The sequence below is a fragment of the Streptomyces deccanensis genome, assembly GCF_022385335.1.
In the GTDB taxonomy this organism is placed as follows: domain Bacteria; phylum Actinomycetota; class Actinomycetes; order Streptomycetales; family Streptomycetaceae; genus Streptomyces; species Streptomyces deccanensis.
In genome coordinates this window covers 2,772,704-2,791,391 of the sequence record NZ_CP092431.1, presented here as the reverse complement: position 1 = coordinate 2,791,391, position 18,688 = coordinate 2,772,704, and the positions used below count along the sequence as shown (strand labels likewise).

At 71.2% G+C, this 18,688-nt stretch carries 19 protein-coding genes and 1 riboswitch; of the genes, 11 read left to right on the top strand and 8 right to left on the bottom strand.

Annotated features, from left to right (window positions below; genetic code table 11):
- The first annotated feature begins 74 nt into the window (after window positions 1-74).
- Window positions 75-1,103: a 6-phosphofructokinase gene (locus L3078_RS12450; protein ID WP_239753507.1), complete on the top strand. Its 1,029-nt coding sequence runs from the start codon at window positions 75-77 to the stop codon at window positions 1,101-1,103.
- A 240-nt stretch (window positions 1,104-1,343) separates the two neighbouring features.
- Here L3078_RS12450 and L3078_RS12445 read toward each other — a convergent pair whose 3' ends face one another.
- Both L3078_RS12445 and L3078_RS44920 read right to left on the bottom strand, forming a co-directional pair.
- Window positions 1,344-3,221, bottom strand: coding sequence for an anthranilate synthase family protein (locus L3078_RS12445; RefSeq protein ID WP_239753506.1), 1,878 nt, complete (start codon window positions 3,219-3,221; stop codon window positions 1,344-1,346).
- Between the two features lie 117 nt (window positions 3,222-3,338).
- Entirely contained in the window at window positions 3,339-3,395 is a 57-nt protein-coding gene (locus L3078_RS44920; RefSeq protein ID WP_071528813.1) for a trp operon leader peptide, read from the bottom strand.
- Window positions 3,396-3,518: 123 nt separating this feature from the next.
- Here L3078_RS44920 and L3078_RS12440 point away from each other — a divergent pair, with 123 nt between their 5' ends.
- The 3 genes from L3078_RS12440 to L3078_RS12430 all read left to right on the top strand — a co-directional run bounded on the left by L3078_RS12440 (window position 3,519) and on the right by L3078_RS12430 (window position 6,927).
- Window positions 3,519-5,057 (top strand): hypothetical protein, encoded by a 1,539-nt coding sequence (locus L3078_RS12440; RefSeq protein ID WP_239753505.1) that lies wholly within the window; start codon window positions 3,519-3,521, stop codon window positions 5,055-5,057.
- Between the two features lie 113 nt (window positions 5,058-5,170).
- The gene (locus L3078_RS12435; protein WP_239753504.1) at window positions 5,171-6,520 is read left to right on the top strand and encodes a class II 3-deoxy-7-phosphoheptulonate synthase; all 1,350 of its coding nucleotides are present in this window, start codon (window positions 5,171-5,173) and stop codon (window positions 6,518-6,520) included.
- A 173-nt stretch (window positions 6,521-6,693) separates the two neighbouring features.
- Window positions 6,694-6,927, top strand: a complete 234-nt coding sequence (locus tag L3078_RS12430) for a (2Fe-2S)-binding protein (RefSeq protein WP_033528147.1) — start codon at window positions 6,694-6,696, stop codon at window positions 6,925-6,927.
- 10 nt (window positions 6,928-6,937) lie between these two features.
- On the opposite strand, the gene bfr is transcribed toward L3078_RS12430, so the two are convergent.
- Window positions 6,938-7,417 (bottom strand): bacterioferritin, encoded by a 480-nt coding sequence (gene bfr / locus L3078_RS12425; protein ID WP_239753503.1) that lies wholly within the window; start codon window positions 7,415-7,417, stop codon window positions 6,938-6,940.
- A 174-nt stretch (window positions 7,418-7,591) separates the two neighbouring features.
- Here bfr and L3078_RS12420 point away from each other — a divergent pair, with 174 nt between their 5' ends.
- Entirely contained in the window at window positions 7,592-8,239 is a 648-nt protein-coding gene (locus L3078_RS12420) for a sulfite oxidase-like oxidoreductase (protein ID WP_239753502.1), read from the top strand.
- A 79-nt stretch (window positions 8,240-8,318) separates the two neighbouring features.
- On the opposite strand, the gene L3078_RS12415 is transcribed toward L3078_RS12420, so the two are convergent.
- From L3078_RS12415 to thiO, 5 genes are all read right to left on the bottom strand, one after another.
- Window positions 8,319-9,230 (bottom strand): deoxyribonuclease IV, encoded by a 912-nt coding sequence (locus L3078_RS12415; RefSeq protein WP_239753501.1) that lies wholly within the window; start codon window positions 9,228-9,230, stop codon window positions 8,319-8,321.
- A 68-nt stretch (window positions 9,231-9,298) separates the two neighbouring features.
- Window positions 9,299-11,218 (bottom strand): Stk1 family PASTA domain-containing Ser/Thr kinase, encoded by a 1,920-nt coding sequence (pknB, locus tag L3078_RS12410; RefSeq protein WP_239753500.1) that lies wholly within the window; start codon window positions 11,216-11,218, stop codon window positions 9,299-9,301.
- A gap of 163 nt (window positions 11,219-11,381) precedes the next feature.
- Complete coding sequence (locus L3078_RS12405; RefSeq protein WP_239753499.1) at window positions 11,382-12,176, bottom strand: thiazole synthase; 795 nt, start codon at window positions 12,174-12,176, stop codon at window positions 11,382-11,384.
- Window positions 12,177-12,180: 4 nt separating this feature from the next.
- A complete protein-coding gene (gene thiS / locus L3078_RS12400) occupies window positions 12,181-12,381 on the bottom strand; it encodes a sulfur carrier protein ThiS (protein ID WP_239760287.1) in 201 nt (66 codons plus the stop codon).
- Between the two features lie 44 nt (window positions 12,382-12,425).
- Complete coding sequence (thiO, locus tag L3078_RS12395; protein ID WP_239753498.1) at window positions 12,426-13,601, bottom strand: glycine oxidase ThiO; 1,176 nt, start codon at window positions 13,599-13,601, stop codon at window positions 12,426-12,428.
- Window positions 13,599-13,710: riboswitch (TPP riboswitch) on the bottom strand. (Overlaps the previous gene by 3 nt.)
- Window positions 13,711-13,762: 52 nt before the next feature.
- Here thiO and L3078_RS12390 point away from each other — a divergent pair.
- The 6 genes from L3078_RS12390 (at window position 13,763) to L3078_RS12365 (ending at window position 18,686) form a co-directional block, all read left to right on the top strand.
- Window positions 13,763-14,122 (top strand): avidin-fold protein, encoded by a 360-nt coding sequence (locus L3078_RS12390; RefSeq protein ID WP_239753497.1) that lies wholly within the window; start codon window positions 13,763-13,765, stop codon window positions 14,120-14,122.
- An 83-nt stretch (window positions 14,123-14,205) separates the two neighbouring features.
- Window positions 14,206-15,435 (top strand): NAD(P)/FAD-dependent oxidoreductase, encoded by a 1,230-nt coding sequence (locus L3078_RS12385; protein ID WP_239753496.1) that lies wholly within the window; start codon window positions 14,206-14,208, stop codon window positions 15,433-15,435.
- A gap of 107 nt (window positions 15,436-15,542) precedes the next feature.
- Window positions 15,543-15,908 carry an Rv2175c family DNA-binding protein gene (locus tag L3078_RS12380; protein ID WP_190208348.1) on the top strand — a complete coding sequence of 122 codons (366 nt, stop codon included), beginning with the start codon at window positions 15,543-15,545 and terminating at the stop codon, window positions 15,906-15,908.
- 99 nt (window positions 15,909-16,007) lie between these two features.
- A complete protein-coding gene (thiE, locus tag L3078_RS12375; protein WP_239753495.1) occupies window positions 16,008-16,652 on the top strand; it encodes a thiamine phosphate synthase in 645 nt (214 codons plus the stop codon).
- A 112-nt stretch (window positions 16,653-16,764) separates the two neighbouring features.
- Entirely contained in the window at window positions 16,765-17,688 is a 924-nt protein-coding gene (gene metF / locus L3078_RS12370) for a methylenetetrahydrofolate reductase [NAD(P)H] (protein ID WP_239753494.1), read from the top strand.
- 56 nt (window positions 17,689-17,744) lie between these two features.
- Window positions 17,745-18,686, top strand: a complete 942-nt coding sequence (locus L3078_RS12365; protein ID WP_239753493.1) for an SCO2102 family sporulation regulator — start codon at window positions 17,745-17,747, stop codon at window positions 18,684-18,686.
- Window positions 18,687-18,688: the final 2 nt, after the last annotated feature.

The following is an 18,688-nucleotide window of genomic DNA, read 5'->3' as shown; positions in this document are numbered from 1 at the left end:
CCGCGCATGCCGAAGTGACCTGGATCACTATTAGCGTGACCCTCACCAGGCAACCGCGGCGAAGGGACATTTCCATGCGCGTCGGAGTACTGACCGGAGGCGGCGACTGCCCCGGGCTCAACGCCGTCATCCGGGGCGTCGTCCGCAAGGGCGTACAGGAGTACGGCTACGACTTCGTCGGCTTCCGGGACGGCTGGCGAGGACCCCTGGAGAACGACACCGTCCGCCTCGACATCCCCGCCGTGCGCGGCATCCTGCCCCGCGGCGGCACGATCCTCGGCTCCTCCCGCACCAACCCGCTCAAGGAGGAGAACGGCATCCGCCGGATCAAGGAGAACCTCGCCAAGCAGGAGGTCGAGGCACTCATCGCCATCGGTGGCGAGGACACGCTCGGGGTGGCCGCGCGACTGTCGGACGAGTACGGCGTGCCGTGCGTGGGCGTCCCCAAGACCATCGACAACGACCTCTCCGCCACGGACTACACCTTCGGCTTCGATACCGCGGTCGGCATCGCCACGGAGGCGATCGACCGCCTCCACACCACCGCCGAGTCCCACATGCGCGTCCTGGTGGTGGAGGTGATGGGCCGTCACGCCGGCTGGATCGCCATCCACTCCGGTCTCGCCGGCGGCGCCAACGTCATCCTCATCCCCGAACAGCGCTTCGACGTCGACAAGGTGTGCGCCTGGGTGACGTCCCGCTTCAAGGCCTCGTACGCGCCCATCGTGGTCGTCGCGGAGGGGGCCATGCCGAAGGACGGCGAGATGGTCCTCAAGGACGGCTCGCTCGACTCCTTCGGCCACGTCCGCCTCTCCGGGGTCGGGGAGTGGCTGTCCAAGGAGATCGAGAGGCGGACCGGCAAGGAGGCCCGGACCACCGTCCTCGGCCACGTCCAGCGCGGCGGTACGCCTTCGGCGTTCGACCGCTGGCTCGCCACGCGGTTCGGCCTCCACGCGATCGACGCGGTGCGCGACCGGGACTTCGGCAAGATGGTGGCGCTGCGTGGCACCGACATCGTCCGCGTCCCGATCGCCGACGCGACGGCCAAGTTGAAGACGGTGGACCCGAGCCTGTACGAGGAGGTCGGCGTCTTCTTCGGCTGAGGGTGCGCCCGAGGGGGTGGGGGGTGCGGGTGCGTCGGCGGGTGCGGGCCCGGTGGGGCTTCTCGCGCAGTTCCCCGCGCCCCTGAAAAGCATGGGCTGCGCCCATGCTTTTCAGGCCCGCAGCCCCGTCGCCCTTCAGGCCCGCAGGGCCTGGTCTTTTAGGGGCGCGGGGAACTGCGCGACCAGCCCCCACCCACCCGCACCCGACAACGCACCCCGAGCCCCACCAACCCCCCGCCCCTAAACCGCCCGCAGAGACTGGACCCCCGCCACCAGTTCACCCACCACACTCACCCCGTCCAGCGTCAGCACCGACTCCGGATGGAACTGCACCCCCGCGAACCCGGGGCCGCGCAGCGCGTGCACCTCGTCGCCGCCGTTGCGGCTGACCTCGACCCCCCGCGCGGCCAACTCCCCGGCCGTCCCGTCGTCGCACCGGGCCACGAAGCTGTTGTAGAACCCCACCGTCTCGGGCCGCCCGAACAGATCGATCTCCGTCTGCGCCCCCTGGTACGGCACCTTCTTCCGCACGATCTCCAACCCCAGCTCCAGCGCGAGCAGTTCGTGCCCGAGACACACCCCGAGCACCCCGTACCGGTGCCCCCGCAGCACCTCGGCGGTCAGCGACCGCAGAAACGTCATCTTGGGGTCGGCCCCGTCCGACGGATCCCCGGGCCCGGGCCCCAGCACCACCACGCCCTCGTGCGCGAGCACCCCCTCCCGCAGCCCCGGCTCGTCGTACCGCCGTACCGTCACCTCCAGCCCCGACGACCGCAGCAGATGCGCGAGCATCGCCGTGAAGGTGTCCTCGGCGTCGACGACGAGCGCGTGCCCGGTCAGCTCACCCGTGCGCTCCCGCATCCGCAGCCAGAACGGCGCCAGCGAGGCCCGCCGCCCGTCCAGCGCGGCCCGCACCCGCGGATCCTCGGCCAGCCCCGGCCGCACCCGCTCCCGCTCCGGCCGCCCGGGTCGTACCCCCAGCGCCGCCAGCACCCCCGCCGCCTTCGCATGGGTCTCGGCGACCTCGCTCGCGGGGTCCGAGCCCCGGACCAGCGTGGCCCCCACCGGCACCCTCAGCCGCCCGTCCGCCGCGATGTCGGCCGTACGGATCAGGATCGGGGAGTCGAGGGTCTGCGCGCCGCCCGCGTCCCGACCCAGCAGCGCCAAAGCGCCGGCGTAGTACCCGCGCGCGACACCGTCCCGCCCGAGGGGCTCGTACCGCTCGATCACCCGGCACGCGTTCTGCACCGGCGAGCCGGTGACCGTCGCGGCGAACATCGTCTCCTTCAGCACCTCCCGCACATCCAGTGAGGACCGGCCGCGCAGCTCGTACTCGGTGTGCGCCAGGTGCGCCATCTCCTTCAGTCGGGGCCCGACCACGACCCCGCCCATGTCGCCGACCGTGCACATCATCTTGAGCTCCTCGTCGACGACCATCGACAGCTCCTCGATCTCCTTGCCGTCGCCGAGGAAGGCCAGCAGATCCTCCGGGGTGGGGCCCTCGGCCGGATAGCGGTACGTCCCGCTGATCGGGTTCATCACGACCGTCCCGCCGGACATCCGGACGTGCACCTCGGGGGATGCGCCGACCAGTGTGCGCTCACCGGTGTGCACCACGAAGGTCCAGTACGCCCCCCGCTCGACCTCCAGCAGCCGCCGGAACAGCGCCAGCGCGTCGGCGCGACCGAAGCCCGGGACCGTGCCCTCGTACGTCCGCCGGATCACGAAGTTGGCGCCCTCGCCCCGCCCGATCTCGTCGCGCAGCACCCGGCCGACGATCTCCGCGTACTCCTCGTCTCCGACGTCGAAGCCGCCGCCCTCGACCCGGACGTCGTGCGCGGGCAGCTGGGCGAGGGCCCGCTCCAGCGGCAGCGCGTACGACTCCTCGGGCACCAGCACCGACAGGGGCGTCCCGTCGTCGCGGACGTCGAAGCCGCGTTCGCGGATCTGCCGGAACGGGACGAGCGCCAGCCCCTCGTCGGGCAGGTCGGCGAGCCGCTCGTACGTCGTCACCGGGCCGATCAGCAGCTCCACCGTGTCGTGGTCGTGGAGGCCGGGGGTGCGCCGTCGCAGCAGTGCGAACGGACGGTCGTCGGACAGCAGCCGGGTCAGGTCCATGGGTTCCTCTTCCCTGGGGGATCACGGTCTCGCGGTGATCGGGGAGGAACGGCCGGGCCCTGGAAACGCCGAAGGCCGCCCCTCGGGCGGCCTTCGCGAAGTCTTGCGTACGCGCAGTCAGTGGGCCGCCGGATGAGCGGTCCACCACCAGTTCTGGGTCGAGTGCGCGAACATGCGCCGCACCCTACCGGAGATCCCCGCGGAACTCATGTGATCCACGCGGAGGGTTCAATTTATGATCACCTACTGTTCAGTCTTGACATGTTCGAGTCGATTTGTGGATACGGAAGGGCGAGTGTGTCACTCATAGGGAGAACGAGGCCCCTGGCCTTCGTCGTCGCGGCGGCAGCCCTGTTCGCCGGCCTCACCGGGCAGCCCGCGGCGGCCGCGGACGAGCCGGTGGTGACGAAGCTGACGCTGAGCGGCGACAGGTTCAAGATGACCGACACGAGCACCGTGTCGGCGGCCACCACCCTCGACGGCAAGCTGGCGAACGCCGACCTCGCCGACGTCGTCACCACCAACTACACGACGAACTCCTCCGGGGCGAGCGACCCCTGGATGAACCTGCGCACCATGCGCGCCTGCGCCGGCGACGAGACGAAGGCCCTGCCGCCGGTGACCCGGAAGGTCGCCTGGTGCTGGTCCTCGGCGCACGGCGACGACACCACTCCGCGCTGGTGGCCGCAGGGCATGAGCAGCACCGGCACCGCCGACGGGGCCGACGGCGCCATCCAGGACAAGCGCGTCACGGCGGTCGCCTGGCACTACGAGACCTTCAAGACCAACGCGGCCGGCGACTACGAGGCCAACGACAAGTGCAAGACGAACAACCTGCTCAAGCTCACCCTCATCGACCGTGACACCCAGAAGTACCGCCACATCCTGCTCGTCGAGCCGACCGAGAGCGGCGCGGACTTCAAGTTCGTCACCGGCCACGGCGGCGGCATCGTCTGGTACGGCAACTACATCTACGTCACGGACACCTCCAACGGCATCCGCGTCTTCGACATCAACAAGCTGGGCAAGGTCGACACCTACGGCTCCGGCCTCAACTCCTACGGCATCGACGGCACCGGGAAGTCCAGCGCCTGCGGCTACCCGTACGTGCTGCCGCAGGTGCACTACTACAAGCAGGCCTCCCCGCCGCCCTCCGGCGCCTGTGACGCGGACGCCGTGAACGGCACCCCCGACGCCGACTCCCTCTGCTACTCCTGGCTCTCCCTCGACAAGTCCGGCGGCGGCCCGTACAAGCTGGTCACCGGCGAGTGGTTCGGCAGCGCCGCGGGCGGCCGGGTGGTGCGCTACCAGCTCAATCCGACGAGCGCCTCGACCTACCCGGGGCTGCTCAACATGTCGGGCGGCAAGACCGTGATCCAGGACGCCTACGCCGCCTCCCGCTACGTGGGCCTCCAGGGCGGCATGACCTGGACCGACGGCGCCGGGCTGCTGAACTTCGCCTTCCACAAGGGCTGCGCCCTCCAGCCCGCCGTCTTCTCGCACACCTGGGTGGGCGACACCCGCGCCACCACGGCCTGCAACCGCACGGTCGGCGAGACCGTGTACGCGAACGGCAACTGGGCGGTGGGCACGCCCCAGGCCCTGAGCTACTGGCCGAGGCTCGGCACGGACCAGGTCGAGGAGCTCTGGGGGCTCACGGAGCACATCTGCGCCGGTACGACGCTGCGCACGAGCTTCCCCCACGAGTTCAAGGCCGTGGAGGAGCCGGACGAGAAGAAGAACGCCTGTGACGGCTACAACAACGCCGCCAACCTGTCGCTGCGCACGGTCTTCGCCGTCGGCTTCGACGACAGCGCGGTCATGAACCTGCACTGACACCGGCGGCCCATGCCACCGGCCGGACGAACCCCGCTCCCGATCGAGCGGGGTTCGTCTCACTTGATGAGCAGCGGGATGGACGGCGGACATGACCCCGTAATGTGGACGTCGTGACCGTGAACGCTAAGTCCAGCGCGAGCGCTGGCAACACCTGGCGAGACCTGCCCGCGGCGCAGCAGCCCGAGTACCCCGACACCGAGGCTCTGCGCGCAGTCGTTGCGGAGCTCGAGTCGTATCCGCCGCTCGTCTTCGCGGGCGAGTGCGACCAGCTGCGCGCCCGGATGGCGTCCGTCGCCAAGGGAGAGGCGTTCCTCCTCCAGGGCGGCGACTGCGCCGAGGCCTTCGACGCCGTGTCGGCCGACCACATCCGCAACAAGCTGAAGACACTGCTCCAGATGGGCGCCGTCCTCACGTACGCGGCCTCCGTGCCGGTCGTGAAGGTCGGCCGGATCGCCGGCCAGTACTCCAAGCCGCGCTCCAAGGGCACCGAGACCCGCGACGGCGTGACCCTGCCGACGTACCGCGGCGACTCGGTCAACGGCTTCGACTTCAACGAGGCCGCCCGCATCCCGGACCCCGAGCGCCTGAAGCGGATGTACAACGCCTCCGCCTCCACGCTCAACCTGGTGCGCGCCTTCACCACCGGCGGCTACGCCGACCTGCGCCAGGTGCACGCCTGGAACCAGGACTTCGTGAAGTCGTCCCCGTCCGGCCAGCGCTACGAGCAGCTCGCCCGCGAGATCGACAACGCGCTGAACTTCATGCACGCCTGCGGGGCCGACCCGGAGGAGTTCCGCACCGTCGAGTTCTTCTCCTCGCACGAGGCGCTGCTGCTCGACTACGAGTCGGCGCTCACCCGCGTGGACTCGCGCACGGGGCACCTGTACGACGTCTCCGCGCACATGGTGTGGATCGGCGAGCGCACCCGGCAGCTGGACCACGCGCACATCGAGTTCGCCTCGCAGATCCGCAACCCGATCGGGATCAAGCTCGGCCCGACGACCACGGCCGAGGAGGCGCTGCAGTACATCGAGCGCCTCGACCCGCACCGCGAGCCGGGCCGCCTCACCTTCATCGTGCGCATGGGCGCGGACAAGGTCCGCGACAAGCTGCCCGAGCTGGTCGAGAAGGTCACCGCCTCCGGCGCCACCGTGGCCTGGGTGACCGACCCGATGCACGGCAACACCTTCGAGGCGGCCTCCGGCCACAAGACCCGCCGCTTCGACGACGTGCTCGACGAGGTCAAGGGCTTCTTCGAGGTCCACAAGGGCCTCGGCACCCACCCGGGCGGCATCCACGTGGAGCTCACCGGTGACGACGTCACCGAGTGCGTGGGCGGCGGTGACGAGATCTTCGTCGACGACCTGCACCAGCGCTACGAGACCGCGTGCGACCCCCGGCTCAACCGCAGCCAGTCCCTGGACCTGGCGTTCCTGGTCGCGGAGCTGTACCGCGACTAGTAAAAGATCAACAGTGGGTGCGCCTGTTACGGGTGCGTGACAGGGCATGACGTGGGGCGCGGATCACATACGATCCGCGCCCCACTCCACTTTTGCGGTCCCGGCCCGCCGGGTAAGGTTAGGTTAGCCTCACCGATCATCGGGATGGCGCCACCTATCGATCCCGGCGGGAGGTGAACCGCGTGTTCGTCTGCAGTTGCTTCGGCATCACCGAGCAGCAGGTCAAGAAACATGCGGCGGACGGCGCCTGCACCCCTCGCCAGATCGCGTCGGCCTGCAAGGCCGGCACCGACTGCGGTTCGTGCGTCCGGCGGATCCAGGCGATCCTCGGCCGGGGGGCGTGCCCGCGCCGTGAGTCGGCCGACCAGGGCGAGTCGGTCTTCACCGAGCTCGAGGAAGCGGCCTGACCCGGACGGCTCAGCTCTCGGGCTGTTCGATCAGCTGGGCGATGTAGAGCGCCTCGCCGAGCTTCTCCAGCAGTTCCAGCTGGGTGTCGAGGTAGTCGATGTGGTGCTCCTCGTCCTCGAGGATCGACTCGAAGATGTTCGCCGAGGTGATGTCGCCCTTGGCGCGCATCACCTCGATGCCGCGCTTGAGACGGTCGATCGCCTCGACCTCGATCTGCCGGTCGGCCTCGAACATCTCCTTGACCGTCTGGCCCACCCGGACGTGGAACAGCCGCTGGTAGTTCGGCAGCCCGTCCAGGAACAGGATCCGGTCGGTGAGCACCTCCGCGTGCTTCATCTCGTCGAACGACTCGTGACGCGTGTACTTCGCGAGCTTCGTCCAGCCGAAGTTCTCCTGCATCTTGGCGTGCAGGAAGTACTGGTTGATCGCGGTGAGCTCCGCGGTCAACTGCTCGTTGAGGAATTCGATGACCTCGGGGTCGCCCTGCATCGCAGAGGCTCCTTCCAAGCGGGGAACTGGGAGGTTGCGCCGCGATGATTGCACCGCTGTCGAAGATCGTCCAGTAAGTGCAAGCTTAGTAAGTAAGTGCAGCCTTAGTTCTAAATGTCCGGGTCGGGTGGACCCTGGTCATGTGCACCACCCGGGGTCTGTCAGGATGGAGTCATGGGTCAGCCGGTGGAACGCGAATCAGGAGATCGCGCCTCTGAGAACGCGGCGTCGTCGCAGCTTCCGCCGGGACAGCGGCTCCAGCGCGGCTGGCCCGTCACGCATTACGGACCCGTCCCCAAGTTCCGTCCCGAGCGCTGGGACTTCCGGGTCTTCGGCGCCACCGCCGACGGCGAGAAGCACGCCTGGACCCACGACGAGTTCACCGCCCTGCCGTACGCCTCGGTCGTGGCCGACCTGCACTGCGTGACGAAGTTCAGCATGGTCGGCGCCGAATGGGGCGGCATCCCGGCCCGGACGATCCTGGACACCGCGCCGCCCGCCGCCGAAGTCACCCATGTGATGGTGTGGGCGGAGTACGGCTTCAGCTCCAACCTCCGCCTCGCCGACTTCGCCGACGACCGCACGATCTTCGCCACCCACAAGGACGGCGAACTCCTCACCGCCGAGCACGGCTTCCCGGTCCGCCTCGTCGTCCCCCACCTCTACGCCTGGAAGGGCCCCAAATGGGTCCGCGGCATCGAGTACATGACCGCCGACCGCCGCGGTTTCTGGGAGGAGCGCGGCTACCACAACATCGGCGACCCCTGGCGGGAACAGCGCTACTCCTATCAGGAGGAACCGGGGGACGGACCCGAACTCTGACGGGCCCCCGGCCGGCGGCGCGCTCCACGAGGGGGCGTGTCAGCCGTCCCTGAATCTCTTCAGCTGTCCCCGAGTTTCTTCAGCCGTCCCTGAGTTTCTTCAGGCGTTCCACGTCCGCCGCGTGGCCCTCCTTGCCGCCCGGAGTCTCGATGATCAGTGGCACGCCCGCCGTGGCGGGGTGGGTCATCAGGGCGCGGAAGGGATCCTCGCCGATGTGGCCGGAGCCGATGTTCTCGTGGCGGTCCTTGTGGGCGCCGACCACGTCCTTGGAGTCGTTGGCGTGGATCAGCTTCAGCCGGCCCTCGCCGACGGTGTCCACCAGCAGGTCGAGGGTCCGGTGCATACCGTCCGGGCCGGTCAGGTCGTGGCCGGCCGCGAAGATGTGGCAGGTGTCCAGACAGACACCCAGCTTCGGATGGGCGTCCAGCGCCTCGAAGTACGGCCCGAAGTCCCAGGTGCGGGAGCAGAGCGAGGCTCCCTGGCCCGCCGTCGACTCCAGCAGCAGGAACGGGTCGTCGTCGTGGGTCAACTCGTCCAGCAGCGGCAGCAGATACTCCCGCACCTGCTTGAGCGCCACCGACCGGTCCCGCCCGCCGGTCGCGCTCCCCGTGTGCACGACCACCCCGAGCGCGCCGATCTCCCGCCCCCGGCGCAGCGAGTGCCGCATCGACTCCACGGACCGCTCCGCCGTCGCCTCGGTGTGCGAGCCGAAGTTGATCAGGTACGGCGCGTGCACGTACACGGGGATCGACTCCTCGGCGCAGGCCGCGCGGAACTCCTCGTCCTGCCGGGGGTTGCCCACCGGGGTCGCCCAGCCGCGCGGGTTGGCGACGAAGACCTGGACGGTCTCGGCCCTCAGATCACGGGCGTACGTCAGCCCCACGGAGTTCAGGCCCCCGGCGACGGGCACATGGCCGCCGACGGGGTTGCGGGACGGGCCGGCGGGGGTGGGGAGGGGGCCCGGGAGGGCGGGGGACTGCTGAGTGCTCACCGCACCAGGGTGTCATGCGGTCCGCGGTGCCCGGCCGCCGGTTCGAGGCGACGGCCGGGCCGATCCCGTCAGCGGATCTCGATGGTGATGGTCGACCCCTTGGGAGCCGTGTCACCGCCGTCCACCGACTGGCTCCTGACCTCGTCGCCGAAGAGTCCGAGGATGCCCCGGTCCTCCTCGACCTCGAAGCCGGCGTCCTTCAGCTGCCGGGTCGCGTCGTCGACGCTGTCGCCCACGACATCGGGGACCTCGACCATCACGGGCCCCTTGGAGAGCGTCAGCGTGACGGTGTCGCCCTGCCCGACCTGCTTGCCGACGCCCGGGGACTGCTCGGCCACGAGCCCCTTGTCGAACTCGGAGTTGACCCGCCCGGGGGCGATCTTCACCTTCAGCCCCGCCTCCTCCAGCCGGGCCCTGGCGTCCGCGACCGACGCACCCGACACCTCGGGCACCTCCACCGGGGCGCCCCGGCTGACCACGATCCTGACCGCCGCGCCGGACGAGATCTCGGTGCCCGCGCCCGGCCGGGTGCCGATCACCTGTCCCCGGAGGACCTCGTCGCTGAACTCCCGCGTCACCACGCCCGGTTCGAGCCCGTCGTCCTTCAGTTGGGTCTTCGCCTCGGCCAGCGGGGTGCCCTTCAGATCCGGCACCTTCACGGTCTGCGGGCCCTTGGAGATCGTCACCGTCACGGTGTCGTTGTCCCGGATCCGCTCGCCGGGCGCCGGGTCGGTGCCGATCACCCTGCCGCGCTCGACGGTGTCGCTGTACGCCTGCTTGACGTCGACGTCCAGCCCGGCGCCCTCCAGCCGTCTCGTGGCGTCCGCCTCGCTCTGCTGCAACACGGCCGGGACCTGCGTGAACTGGCCCGAGTTGATGTACCAGACACCCCCGCCCACACCCAGCACGAGCACCACGGCGACGACGACCGCCCACAGCCCGCGCCGGGGCGCGGGGGAGGTGCGGGCGCCCCGGGGCGGCGGCGGAGGCGACTCGAACCGGCTCGTGCGGTTCAGCCGATCGTCGGGATCCAGTCCCACCGACCGCGACACGGACAGGGAACGCGGGATCACGCTCGTCCGGTCCTCCGCGGTGTCGTGGCCGTCGGCTATCGCCTGCGGCGGCACCACGTCCAGCTGCTCGGCGCTCAGCCCAGCCCGTGCCTCCAGCGTCTGCGCGAGCAGCGCCACGGCGTCGTACGGCCGCAGCTCCGGATTGCGGGCGGTCGCCGAGGCGACCAGTGCGTCCAGCTCGTAGGGCAGCCCCGGCACGGCGGCCGAAGGCGGCGGCACGTCGTCGTGGAGCGCGTGGTAGAGCACCTGCGCGGGGGAGTCGCCGGCGTGCGGCTTGCCGCCGGTGAGCATCTCGTAGAGCATCACGCCGCACGCGTACACGTCGACACGGGTGTCGGTCGTGCCGTGCTCCAACTGCTCGGGGGCGAGGTAGGAGACGGTGCCGAGGACGCTGCCGGTGGTGCTGGTGACGGTGTCCACGGCCCGGACGAGCCCGAAGTCGGCGACCTTCACACGGCCGTCGTCCCCTATCAGGACGTTCTCCGGCTTCATGTCCCGGTGCACGAACCCGGCGCGGTGCGCGGCGCCCAGGGCGGCGAGCACCGGCTCCAGGATGTCCAGCGCCGCGCGGGGCTGGAGCGCTCCGCGCTCGCGCAGCACGTCACGCAGGGTGCAGCCGGCGACGTACTCCATCGCGAGGTAGACGTACGAGCCGTCGGTGCCCTGGTCGTAGACCCCCACCACGTTCGGGTGGGAGAGCCGGGCGACCGACTTCGCCTCCCGGATGAACCGCTCGACGAACGTCCGGTCCGCGGCCAGCGTCGGATGCATCACCTTGAGCGCGAGCACGCGGTCGAGGCGGGTGTCCACGGTCCTGTAGACCGTGGCCATCCCGCCGACCGCGATCCGCGCCTCGACTCGATACCGGCCGTCGAGCACCTGGCCGACAAGCGGGTCCTGAAGGGTCGTGTCCACGCAGGTGAGTGTACGAGCCGCCGCCGACAGGCCCAGGGGCCCCGTGGCCCGCGAGACGTACTGCAGCAGAGCTGTGACCGAGTCCGGAGGGCTGTGACGAGCGGGTCTCCGACCTGACTCGTTCGACTGTTCGAGTGAGGGGTGGGGTGGCGTGAGCTCCGCCTCAGAACGCCGGGCGCTCCGGATCCAGCCGCGCCAGTCCCTCGGCGGGCGAGGAGGCCTCGGCGAAGTGACGGCGGGGGATGCGGCCCGCCCGGTACGCGAGCCGTCCGGCCTCCACCGCGTGCCGCATGCCCTCGGCCATCAGGACCGGCTGCTGCGCCCGGGTCACGGCGGAGGCGAGCATGACACCGGCGCACCCCAGCTCCATCGCGAGCGCCACGTCCGACGCCGTCCCGGCACCCGCGTCCAGGATCACCGGCACGCGCGCGTGCTCGACGATCAGCTGGAAGTTGTGCGGGTTGCGGATGCCGAGCCCCGAGCCGATGGGCGACCCGAGCGGCATGATCGCGGCACAGCCCACGTCCTGGAGCTTCCGCGCCAGCACGGGATCGTCGTTCGTGTACGGCAGCACCGTGAAACCGTCGTCGACGAGGGTCTCGGCGGCGTCGAGCAGTTCGATCGGGTCGGGCAGCAGGGTGCGCTCGTCGGCGATGACCTCCAGCTTGACCAGCGACGTGCCGAGCGCCTCCCGCGCGAGGCGGGCCGTCAACACGGCCTCGCCCGCCGTGAAGCAGCCGGCCGTGTTGGGCAGCACCCGGATGCCGAGCCGGTCGAGCACGGACAGGACCGAGCCCTGCGTGCCGGCGTCGACCCGGCGCATCGCGACCGTGGTCAGCTCCGTGCCGGAGGCCACCAGCGCGCGCTCCAGGACGTCCAGGCCGCTCGCGCCGCCGGTCCCCATGATCAGACGGGACGCGTAGGTCGTCCCGCCGAGGACGAAGGGGTCGTCTGCCATGGGATCAGCCTCCTTGGACGGCGGTGAGGACCTCGACACGGTCCCCCTCGGCGAGGGCGGTGGTCGCCCACCGCGCGCGCGGGACGACGGTCTCGTTGAGGGCGGCGGCGACACCGGAGACGGACGGCGTGAGCGTGCGCACGAGCGCGTCGAGCGCGGTGCCGGGGGTGATCTGCCGCGGCTCCCCGTTGACGGACACGGTCAGGGTGCCGGAGGTGCTCGTACGGCTGGTGCTCATACGGCCGGTGCTCATACGGGCTGCTCCAGGAGTTCGCGGGCCGCGCCGGCGCGGAACCGCAGGGGGGTGAAGTCGCGTGCCTCCGCCGGTAGTTCACCGGTGGTCAGCACCTCGGCCATGACGTCGCCGGTGACCGGCGTGAGAAGCACCCCGTTGCGGTAGTGGCCGGTCGCCAGGAGCAGGCCGTCCAGTCCGCTCGGGCCGAGGAGCGGGGCGTTGTCGGGGGAGGCGGGGCGCAGTCCCGCGCGGGTCTCGGTGAGCGGCAGTTCGGTGATGCCGGGAACGAGTTCGTGGGCGTCCCGCAGGAGTTCGTACACCCCGCCCGCGGTGACCGTGGTGTCCCAGCCCTGCTCCTCGCTGGTCGCGCCGACGACGAGTTCGCCGTTCTCACGGGGCACCAGATAGACCTGGCTGCCGCGCACCACGGCCCGCACCGTACGGCTCAGGAAGGGCGCGTACGGCTTCGGCACGGTCAGCCGGAGCACCTGCCCCTTCACCGGCCGCACCGGCGGCCGCACCTCGGCCGGCACCCCCGCGAGCCGGCCGCTGAGGCTGCCCGCGGCGAGGACGGTGTGCCCGGCGCTCAGCAGGTCGCCGTCGCCGGTCCGGATCCCGGTGGCCCGCTCCCGGGCCACCGTCAGCTCCTCGGCCCAGGCCCGGTGGAACACCACCCCGGCGCGTTCGCAGGCCGCGACGAGGGCGCCGGAGAGCCGCCTCGGGTCGACCTGGTGGTCCCCGTCGACCCGCAGTCCGCCGCGTACGCCGGGCGCGAGCATCGGCTCCAGGCGCCGGCACTCCCGTCCGCTCAGCCACTCCGAGTCGAGGCCCGACCGCTGTTGCAGGGCGTGCAGTTCACGCAGGTGGGCGCGGTCGTCGGCGTCGAGCGCGACGGCGAGCGTGCCGCAGCGGCGGTAGCCGAGGTCGAGGCCGGTGGCCTCCGTCAACTCGGCCGCGAAGTCCGGGTAGCGGCGCGCGGACTCCAGGTTGAGCCCGAGCAGCGTCTCCTCGCCGTAGTGCAGTTCGGTCACGGCGGCGAGCATCCCGGCCGCCACCCGCGCGGCCCCGCCGCCGGGCTCGGGATCGACCACGGTCGTGGTGAACCCGCGCTGCGCGGACCGCCACGCCGTGACGAGCCCGATGATCCCGCCCCCCACGACGAGGACGTCTGACGTGTGCGTACGCGACATGGGCGTCCAGCCCCTCCCTTCGCCGGCATGACCCGGATCAGGTTCGTACGGTCGGAGGCCGCCAGCCTCCCTCTCAGCCCGGTGCGTCCGGGCTCCCGCGAGTGCTCTACGGTGGCCCACCCTAGCCCCCGCCGATCGCCTCAGTAAGGGAGCCCGTGCCCATGGCCCGCTCGCTCGACGGTCTCGTCCTCGCCCCCGTGGCCGACCAAGCCCCAGGTCAGGTGGGCACCCGCACCCGGTTCACGTACCACGAGAAGGACGGCGAGATCTGGGCCGACTACGCGGGCGGCGACGTCGTACGGGGCCGGCTCGTGGGCACGCGCGCGGGGGACCGGCTGGACTTCCGCTACGTGCAGTTGAAGACCGACGGGACCACCGCCTCCGGCCACTGCGTGGCCCTCGTGGTCGAGCTGCCCGACGGCCGCGTCCGCCTGGAGGAGACGTGGGAGTGGGAGTCGCGGCCCGGCAGCGGGACGAGCGTGGTGGAGCAGGTCCACGAGCCGGCGGACCGCGCCCGCTGAGGTCACCCTCGCCCGGCCGTCAGCCGGACGACCGGACCACCCACCCCCTGACTGACCGAATATCAGTTGTCTATGGTGATCGGGTGAGCGAGCTGACGCAGCAGAGGGGCGGATCACCGGCGCGGCGCGTGGTCGTCGTGGGCGCGGGCATGGCGGGCGTGCAGACGGCGGTCGCCCTGCGGGAACAGGGCTTCACCGGCGACGTGATCCTGCTCGGCGCCGAGCCGCACCAGCCCTACGACCGCCCTCCCCTCTCCAAGGCCGTCCTGCTCGGCAACGCCGAGGGCTCCGCCTTCGACGTCGACTTCGAGGCGCTCGGCATCGACCTCCGGCTGGGCCGCGAGGTGACCGGCCTGCGGCCTGCCGAGCACGAACTCGACACGCCCGCCGGGCCCGTCCCGTACGACGTCCTCGTCGTCGCGACCGGCGCGGAACCGATCCGGCTGCCGGGCGCCGACGGCGTGCCCGGGGTGCATCTGCTGCGGACCCTGGACGACGCCGAGCGGCTGCGGCCCGTGCTGGCGCGGCAGCACGACATCGTGGTCGTGGGCGCGGGCTGGATCGGCGCAGAGTTCGCGACGGCCGCCCGCGAGGCGGGCTGCGCGGTGACGGTCGTCGAGGCCGCCGACCGCCCGCTCGCGGGCGCCCTCCCCGCGGAGGTGGCCGCCCCGATGACCGCCTGGTACGCCGACAGCGGCACCACTCTGCGCACGCACGCGCGCGTGGAGCGTGTCGAGCCCGGGACGGTGGTCCTGGACGACGGCACCCGGATCCCGGCCGGCGCGGTCGTCGTCGGCATCGGCGCGCGCCCCGCCACGGCCTGGCTGAAGGGCTCCGGCATCGAGCTGGGCGCCCACGGCGAGGTGGTGGCCGACGACCATCTGCGCACCTCCGCACCGGACGTCTACGCCGTCGGCGACTGCGCCTCCTTCCCCTCCGGCAGGTACGGACGGCGCCTCCTCGTCCACCACTGGGACAACGCCCTCCAGGGCCCCCGCACGGTCGCCGCGAACATCGTCGGCGAGACCCCCGAGCCCTACGACCCCGTGCCCTACTTCTGGTCCGAGCAGTTCGGCCGGTTCGTCCAGTACGCCGGGGACCACGCCTCGGCCGACACCACGGTCCGGCGCGGCGACCCGACCGGCGCCGCCTGGTCGGTGTGCTGGCTGCGCGAGTCCCGGCTGGTCGCCCTGCTGGCGGTGGGCCGCCCCCGGGACCTGGCCCAGGGCCGCCGTCTGATCGAGGCCGGCACACCGATGGATCCGCTGCTGCTGGAGGACCCGGCGCGGCCGCTGAAGGCGGCGACGGCGTAGCAAGGCGGGTTCCCGGAGCCCGACCGACGCGCTCCGCGCCCCTCGGTCGGCTCCGCCGGAGGCGGCTCGGCTACCCACTGTCAGTCCCAGATGGCAGTCTTGGAGACGTGACCGAGATTGACGCAAAGATCGATGCTCTCGTCCCCGCGTGGCTGACCCTCCCCGACATCGCAGAGATGCTGGACGTCGAGGTGACCCGGGTGCGGCAGCTGGTGAAGGAAGGCCAGCTCATCGCCGTACGCCGTGGTGAGAACCGCGCGCTGCACGTCCCCGCCGCCTTCATCGACGGAGACAAGGTGGTCAAGGGCCTGACCGGCACCCTGACCCTGCTGAGGGACGACGGCTTCACCGACGAAGAGATGCTGGAGTGGCTCTTCACTCCGGACCCCAGCCTGCCCGGCACCCCGGCCCAGGCCCTGAGCGAGAATCGCGGCACGGAGGTGAAGCGCCGTGCCCAGGCGCTCGCCGTCTGACCCGAAACACCCGCTCGTACGGCGTACGGGGGCCGGGGCCCGCGAGGGCCGCGTCCCCGTGCGCCGCACCGCTCACGCATGCCAACGGGGGGCCCACCCATGTCCGACGCCGCCGCACAGCTCGCCGACGCCCGGCTCTACCTCTGCACGGACGCCCGCAAGCGCCAGGGCGACCTCCCGCGGTTCCTGGACGCCGTCCTCGGCGCCGGCGTGGACATCGTGCAGCTCCGCGACAAGGGCATGGAGGCGGCCGAGGAGCTGGAGCACCTCCAGGTCGTCGCGGACGCCTGCCGACGGCACGGCAAGCTGCTCGCCGTCAACGACCGCGCGGACGTCGCCCACGCCGTCGGCGCGGACGTGCTGCACCTCGGCCAGGGCGACCTTCCCGTCCCGGCCGCCCGCGCGATCCTCGGCCCGGACGTGCTCATCGGCCGTTCCACCCACGCCGAGGAGGAGGCCGCCGCCGCAGCCGTCCAGGAGGGCGTGGACTACTTCTGCACGGGCCCCTGCTGGCCCACCCCCACCAAGCCCGGCCGCCACGCCCCCGGCCTGGACCTCGTCCGGTACACCGCCGCCCTCGCCACCGACCGCCCCTGGTTCGCCATCGGCGGCATCGACCTCGGCAACCTCGACGAGGTCGTCGAGGCGGGCGCCCGGCGCGTGGTGGTCGTGCGGGCGATCACGGACGCCGACGACCCGGGAGCCGCCGCGGCGGAGTTCGCCGAGCGGCTGCGCGCCCTCTGAGCGGCCGCGCCCGGAGTCCACGGCCGTCCAAGGCGTGGACACCAGAGCGGCAAAGGGGACAAAAGCTCCAGGTGTGGTTGGGGGACGGCGCCGATCTGACTAACCTGCCGGTATGGCCCTAGGAACCGCTTCCACCAGGACGGATCGCGCACGGACCGTGCGTGACATGCTCGCCACGGGCAAAACCACCTACTCCTTCGAGTTCTGGGCGCCCAAGACGGAGAAGGGCGAGCGGAACCTGTGGAACGCCCTCCGCAGGATCGAGGCCGTCGCCCCCAGCTTCGTCTCCGTGACGTACGGCGCGGGCGGCTCCACCCGGTCCGGCACCGTGAAGGCGACCGAGCAGATCGCCGCCGACACCACGCTCACGCCGGTCGCGCACCTCACCGCGGTCAGCCACTCCATCGCCGAACTGCGCAACATCATCGGCCAGTACGCGGACGCCGGGATCCGCAACATCCTCGCGGTCCGCGGCGACCCGCCCGGCGACCCCATGGCCGAGTGGGTCGCGCACCCGCAGGGCCTGACCTACGCCGCCGAACTGGTCCACCTCATCAAGGAGTCGGGCGACTTCTGCGTGGGCGTCGCGGCCTTCCCGGAGATGCACCCGCGCTCGCCCGACTGGGACAGCGACGTGGCGCGCTTCGTCGACAAGTGCCGGGCCGGCGCCGACTACGCGATCACGCAGATGTTCTTCCACCCCGAGTCGTACCTGCGTCTGAGGGACGCGGTCGCGAGGGCCGGCTGCGAGACCCCGGTCATTCCCGAGGTCATGCCCGTCACCAGCGTGAAGATGCTGGAACGGTTGCCGCAACTCAGCAACGCCGCCATCCCGAACGCCCTGAAAGAGCGGATCGTCACAGCCAAAGACGATCCGGCCGCTGTACGCTCCATTGGCATCGAGTTCGCCACGGAGTTCTGCGCGAGGCTGTTGGACGAAGGAGTCCCCGGACTTCACTTCATCACCCTGAACAACTCCACCGCGACTCTGGAAATCTACGAGAACCTGGGCCTGCACCATCCACCACGGGCCTAGACCGGTCGCACTCGCGTACGACACACTGCGTAGCGGCTACAGGGAGAGGGGCGTACATGGGCTGGGCGGTCCTCTACATCGCGTTCGGCGTCGTCGCGTTGTGGCTGCTGGGTGAGGTGCTGCTGCAGTACAAGGCGCGGCTGCGCTGGCGGCTGCTCGCCTTCGCCGGTTTCCTCGGTGTCGTCCTCGGTGTCCTCATCCCCAATGTGATCGTCATCGCGCTGGGCGCGATCGGGTTCGCCATCGGGCAGACCTATGTGACCCTGTCGTTCCGGCGCGGCTTCGAGGCCGGCTGGGCCGTCCGCCCGCGCTCCGGCGAGGGCGAGGACGCCGGCCGGCTGCCCAAGGCGGGCAAGAAGCGGCGGCGCGGCGAACCGGACCGCCAGGACCCGACCCTGGAGGTCACGGACCTGGAGAACACCGCCGCCGGCACGTACCACCAGGGCGACGACCTGCTCGACGACCGCGACGACGACGTGTTCGTCCGCCCGCAGTCCACGCCCTCCGCCGCCGGGCCGGCCCCCGTCTACTCCCCGGAACCCATGCCGGACGACACCAGCACCTACGGCGTCTACCGGGACGACGACGCCTACGCGGGCACCGCCGGCCAGCAGCACGCGACCGCCGACCAGGCCGCGCAGGACGAGGCCTTCGCCTACTACGGCTACGACCAGCAGGGGTACGGCTACGACCCGTCCCAGCAGCAGTACGCCGCCTACTCCGACCCGTACATCGGCACCCAGACGTACGACGCCACGGCCTCGTACGACCAGGCCTACGGGCAGCAGGGCTACGGTCAACAGGGCTACGGCCAGGACCAGTACGGCAACGGCGGCTACGGCGGCGAGACCCCGCCCGGCGGTGTCTGGGTCCCGCAGCAGCGCAACACCGACGACCCGTTCGGCTCGGACCTCCCGTCCGACCAGCAGTACCCGTACCAGGGCAACGGGAACGGCAACGGCCAGAACGGCTACGACGAGCAGCAGTACCGTTTCTGAAG

What these genes read in the sequence shown, in the direction of transcription:
- L3078_RS12450 (WP_239753507.1), top strand. Translation starts at nt 75, where the DNA reads ATGCGCGTCGGAGTACTGACCGGAGGCGGCGACTGCCCCGGGCTCAAC.
- L3078_RS12445 (WP_239753506.1), bottom strand. Translation starts at nt 3,221, where the DNA reads ATGGACCTGACCCGGCTGCTGTCCGACGACCGTCCGTTCGCACTGCTG.
- bfr (WP_239753503.1), bottom strand. Translation starts at nt 7,417, where the DNA reads ATGCAGGGCGACCCCGAGGTCATCGAATTCCTCAACGAGCAGTTGACC.
- L3078_RS12420 (WP_239753502.1), top strand. Translation starts at nt 7,592, where the DNA reads ATGGGTCAGCCGGTGGAACGCGAATCAGGAGATCGCGCCTCTGAGAAC.
- L3078_RS12405 (WP_239753499.1), bottom strand. Translation starts at nt 12,176, where the DNA reads ATGGCAGACGACCCCTTCGTCCTCGGCGGGACGACCTACGCGTCCCGT.
- thiO (WP_239753498.1), bottom strand. Translation starts at nt 13,601, where the DNA reads ATGTCGCGTACGCACACGTCAGACGTCCTCGTCGTGGGGGGCGGGATC.
- L3078_RS12390 (WP_239753497.1), top strand. Translation starts at nt 13,763, where the DNA reads ATGGCCCGCTCGCTCGACGGTCTCGTCCTCGCCCCCGTGGCCGACCAA.
- thiE (WP_239753495.1), top strand. Translation starts at nt 16,008, where the DNA reads ATGTCCGACGCCGCCGCACAGCTCGCCGACGCCCGGCTCTACCTCTGC.
- metF (WP_239753494.1), top strand. Translation starts at nt 16,765, where the DNA reads ATGGCCCTAGGAACCGCTTCCACCAGGACGGATCGCGCACGGACCGTG.
- L3078_RS12365 (WP_239753493.1), top strand. Translation starts at nt 17,745, where the DNA reads ATGGGCTGGGCGGTCCTCTACATCGCGTTCGGCGTCGTCGCGTTGTGG.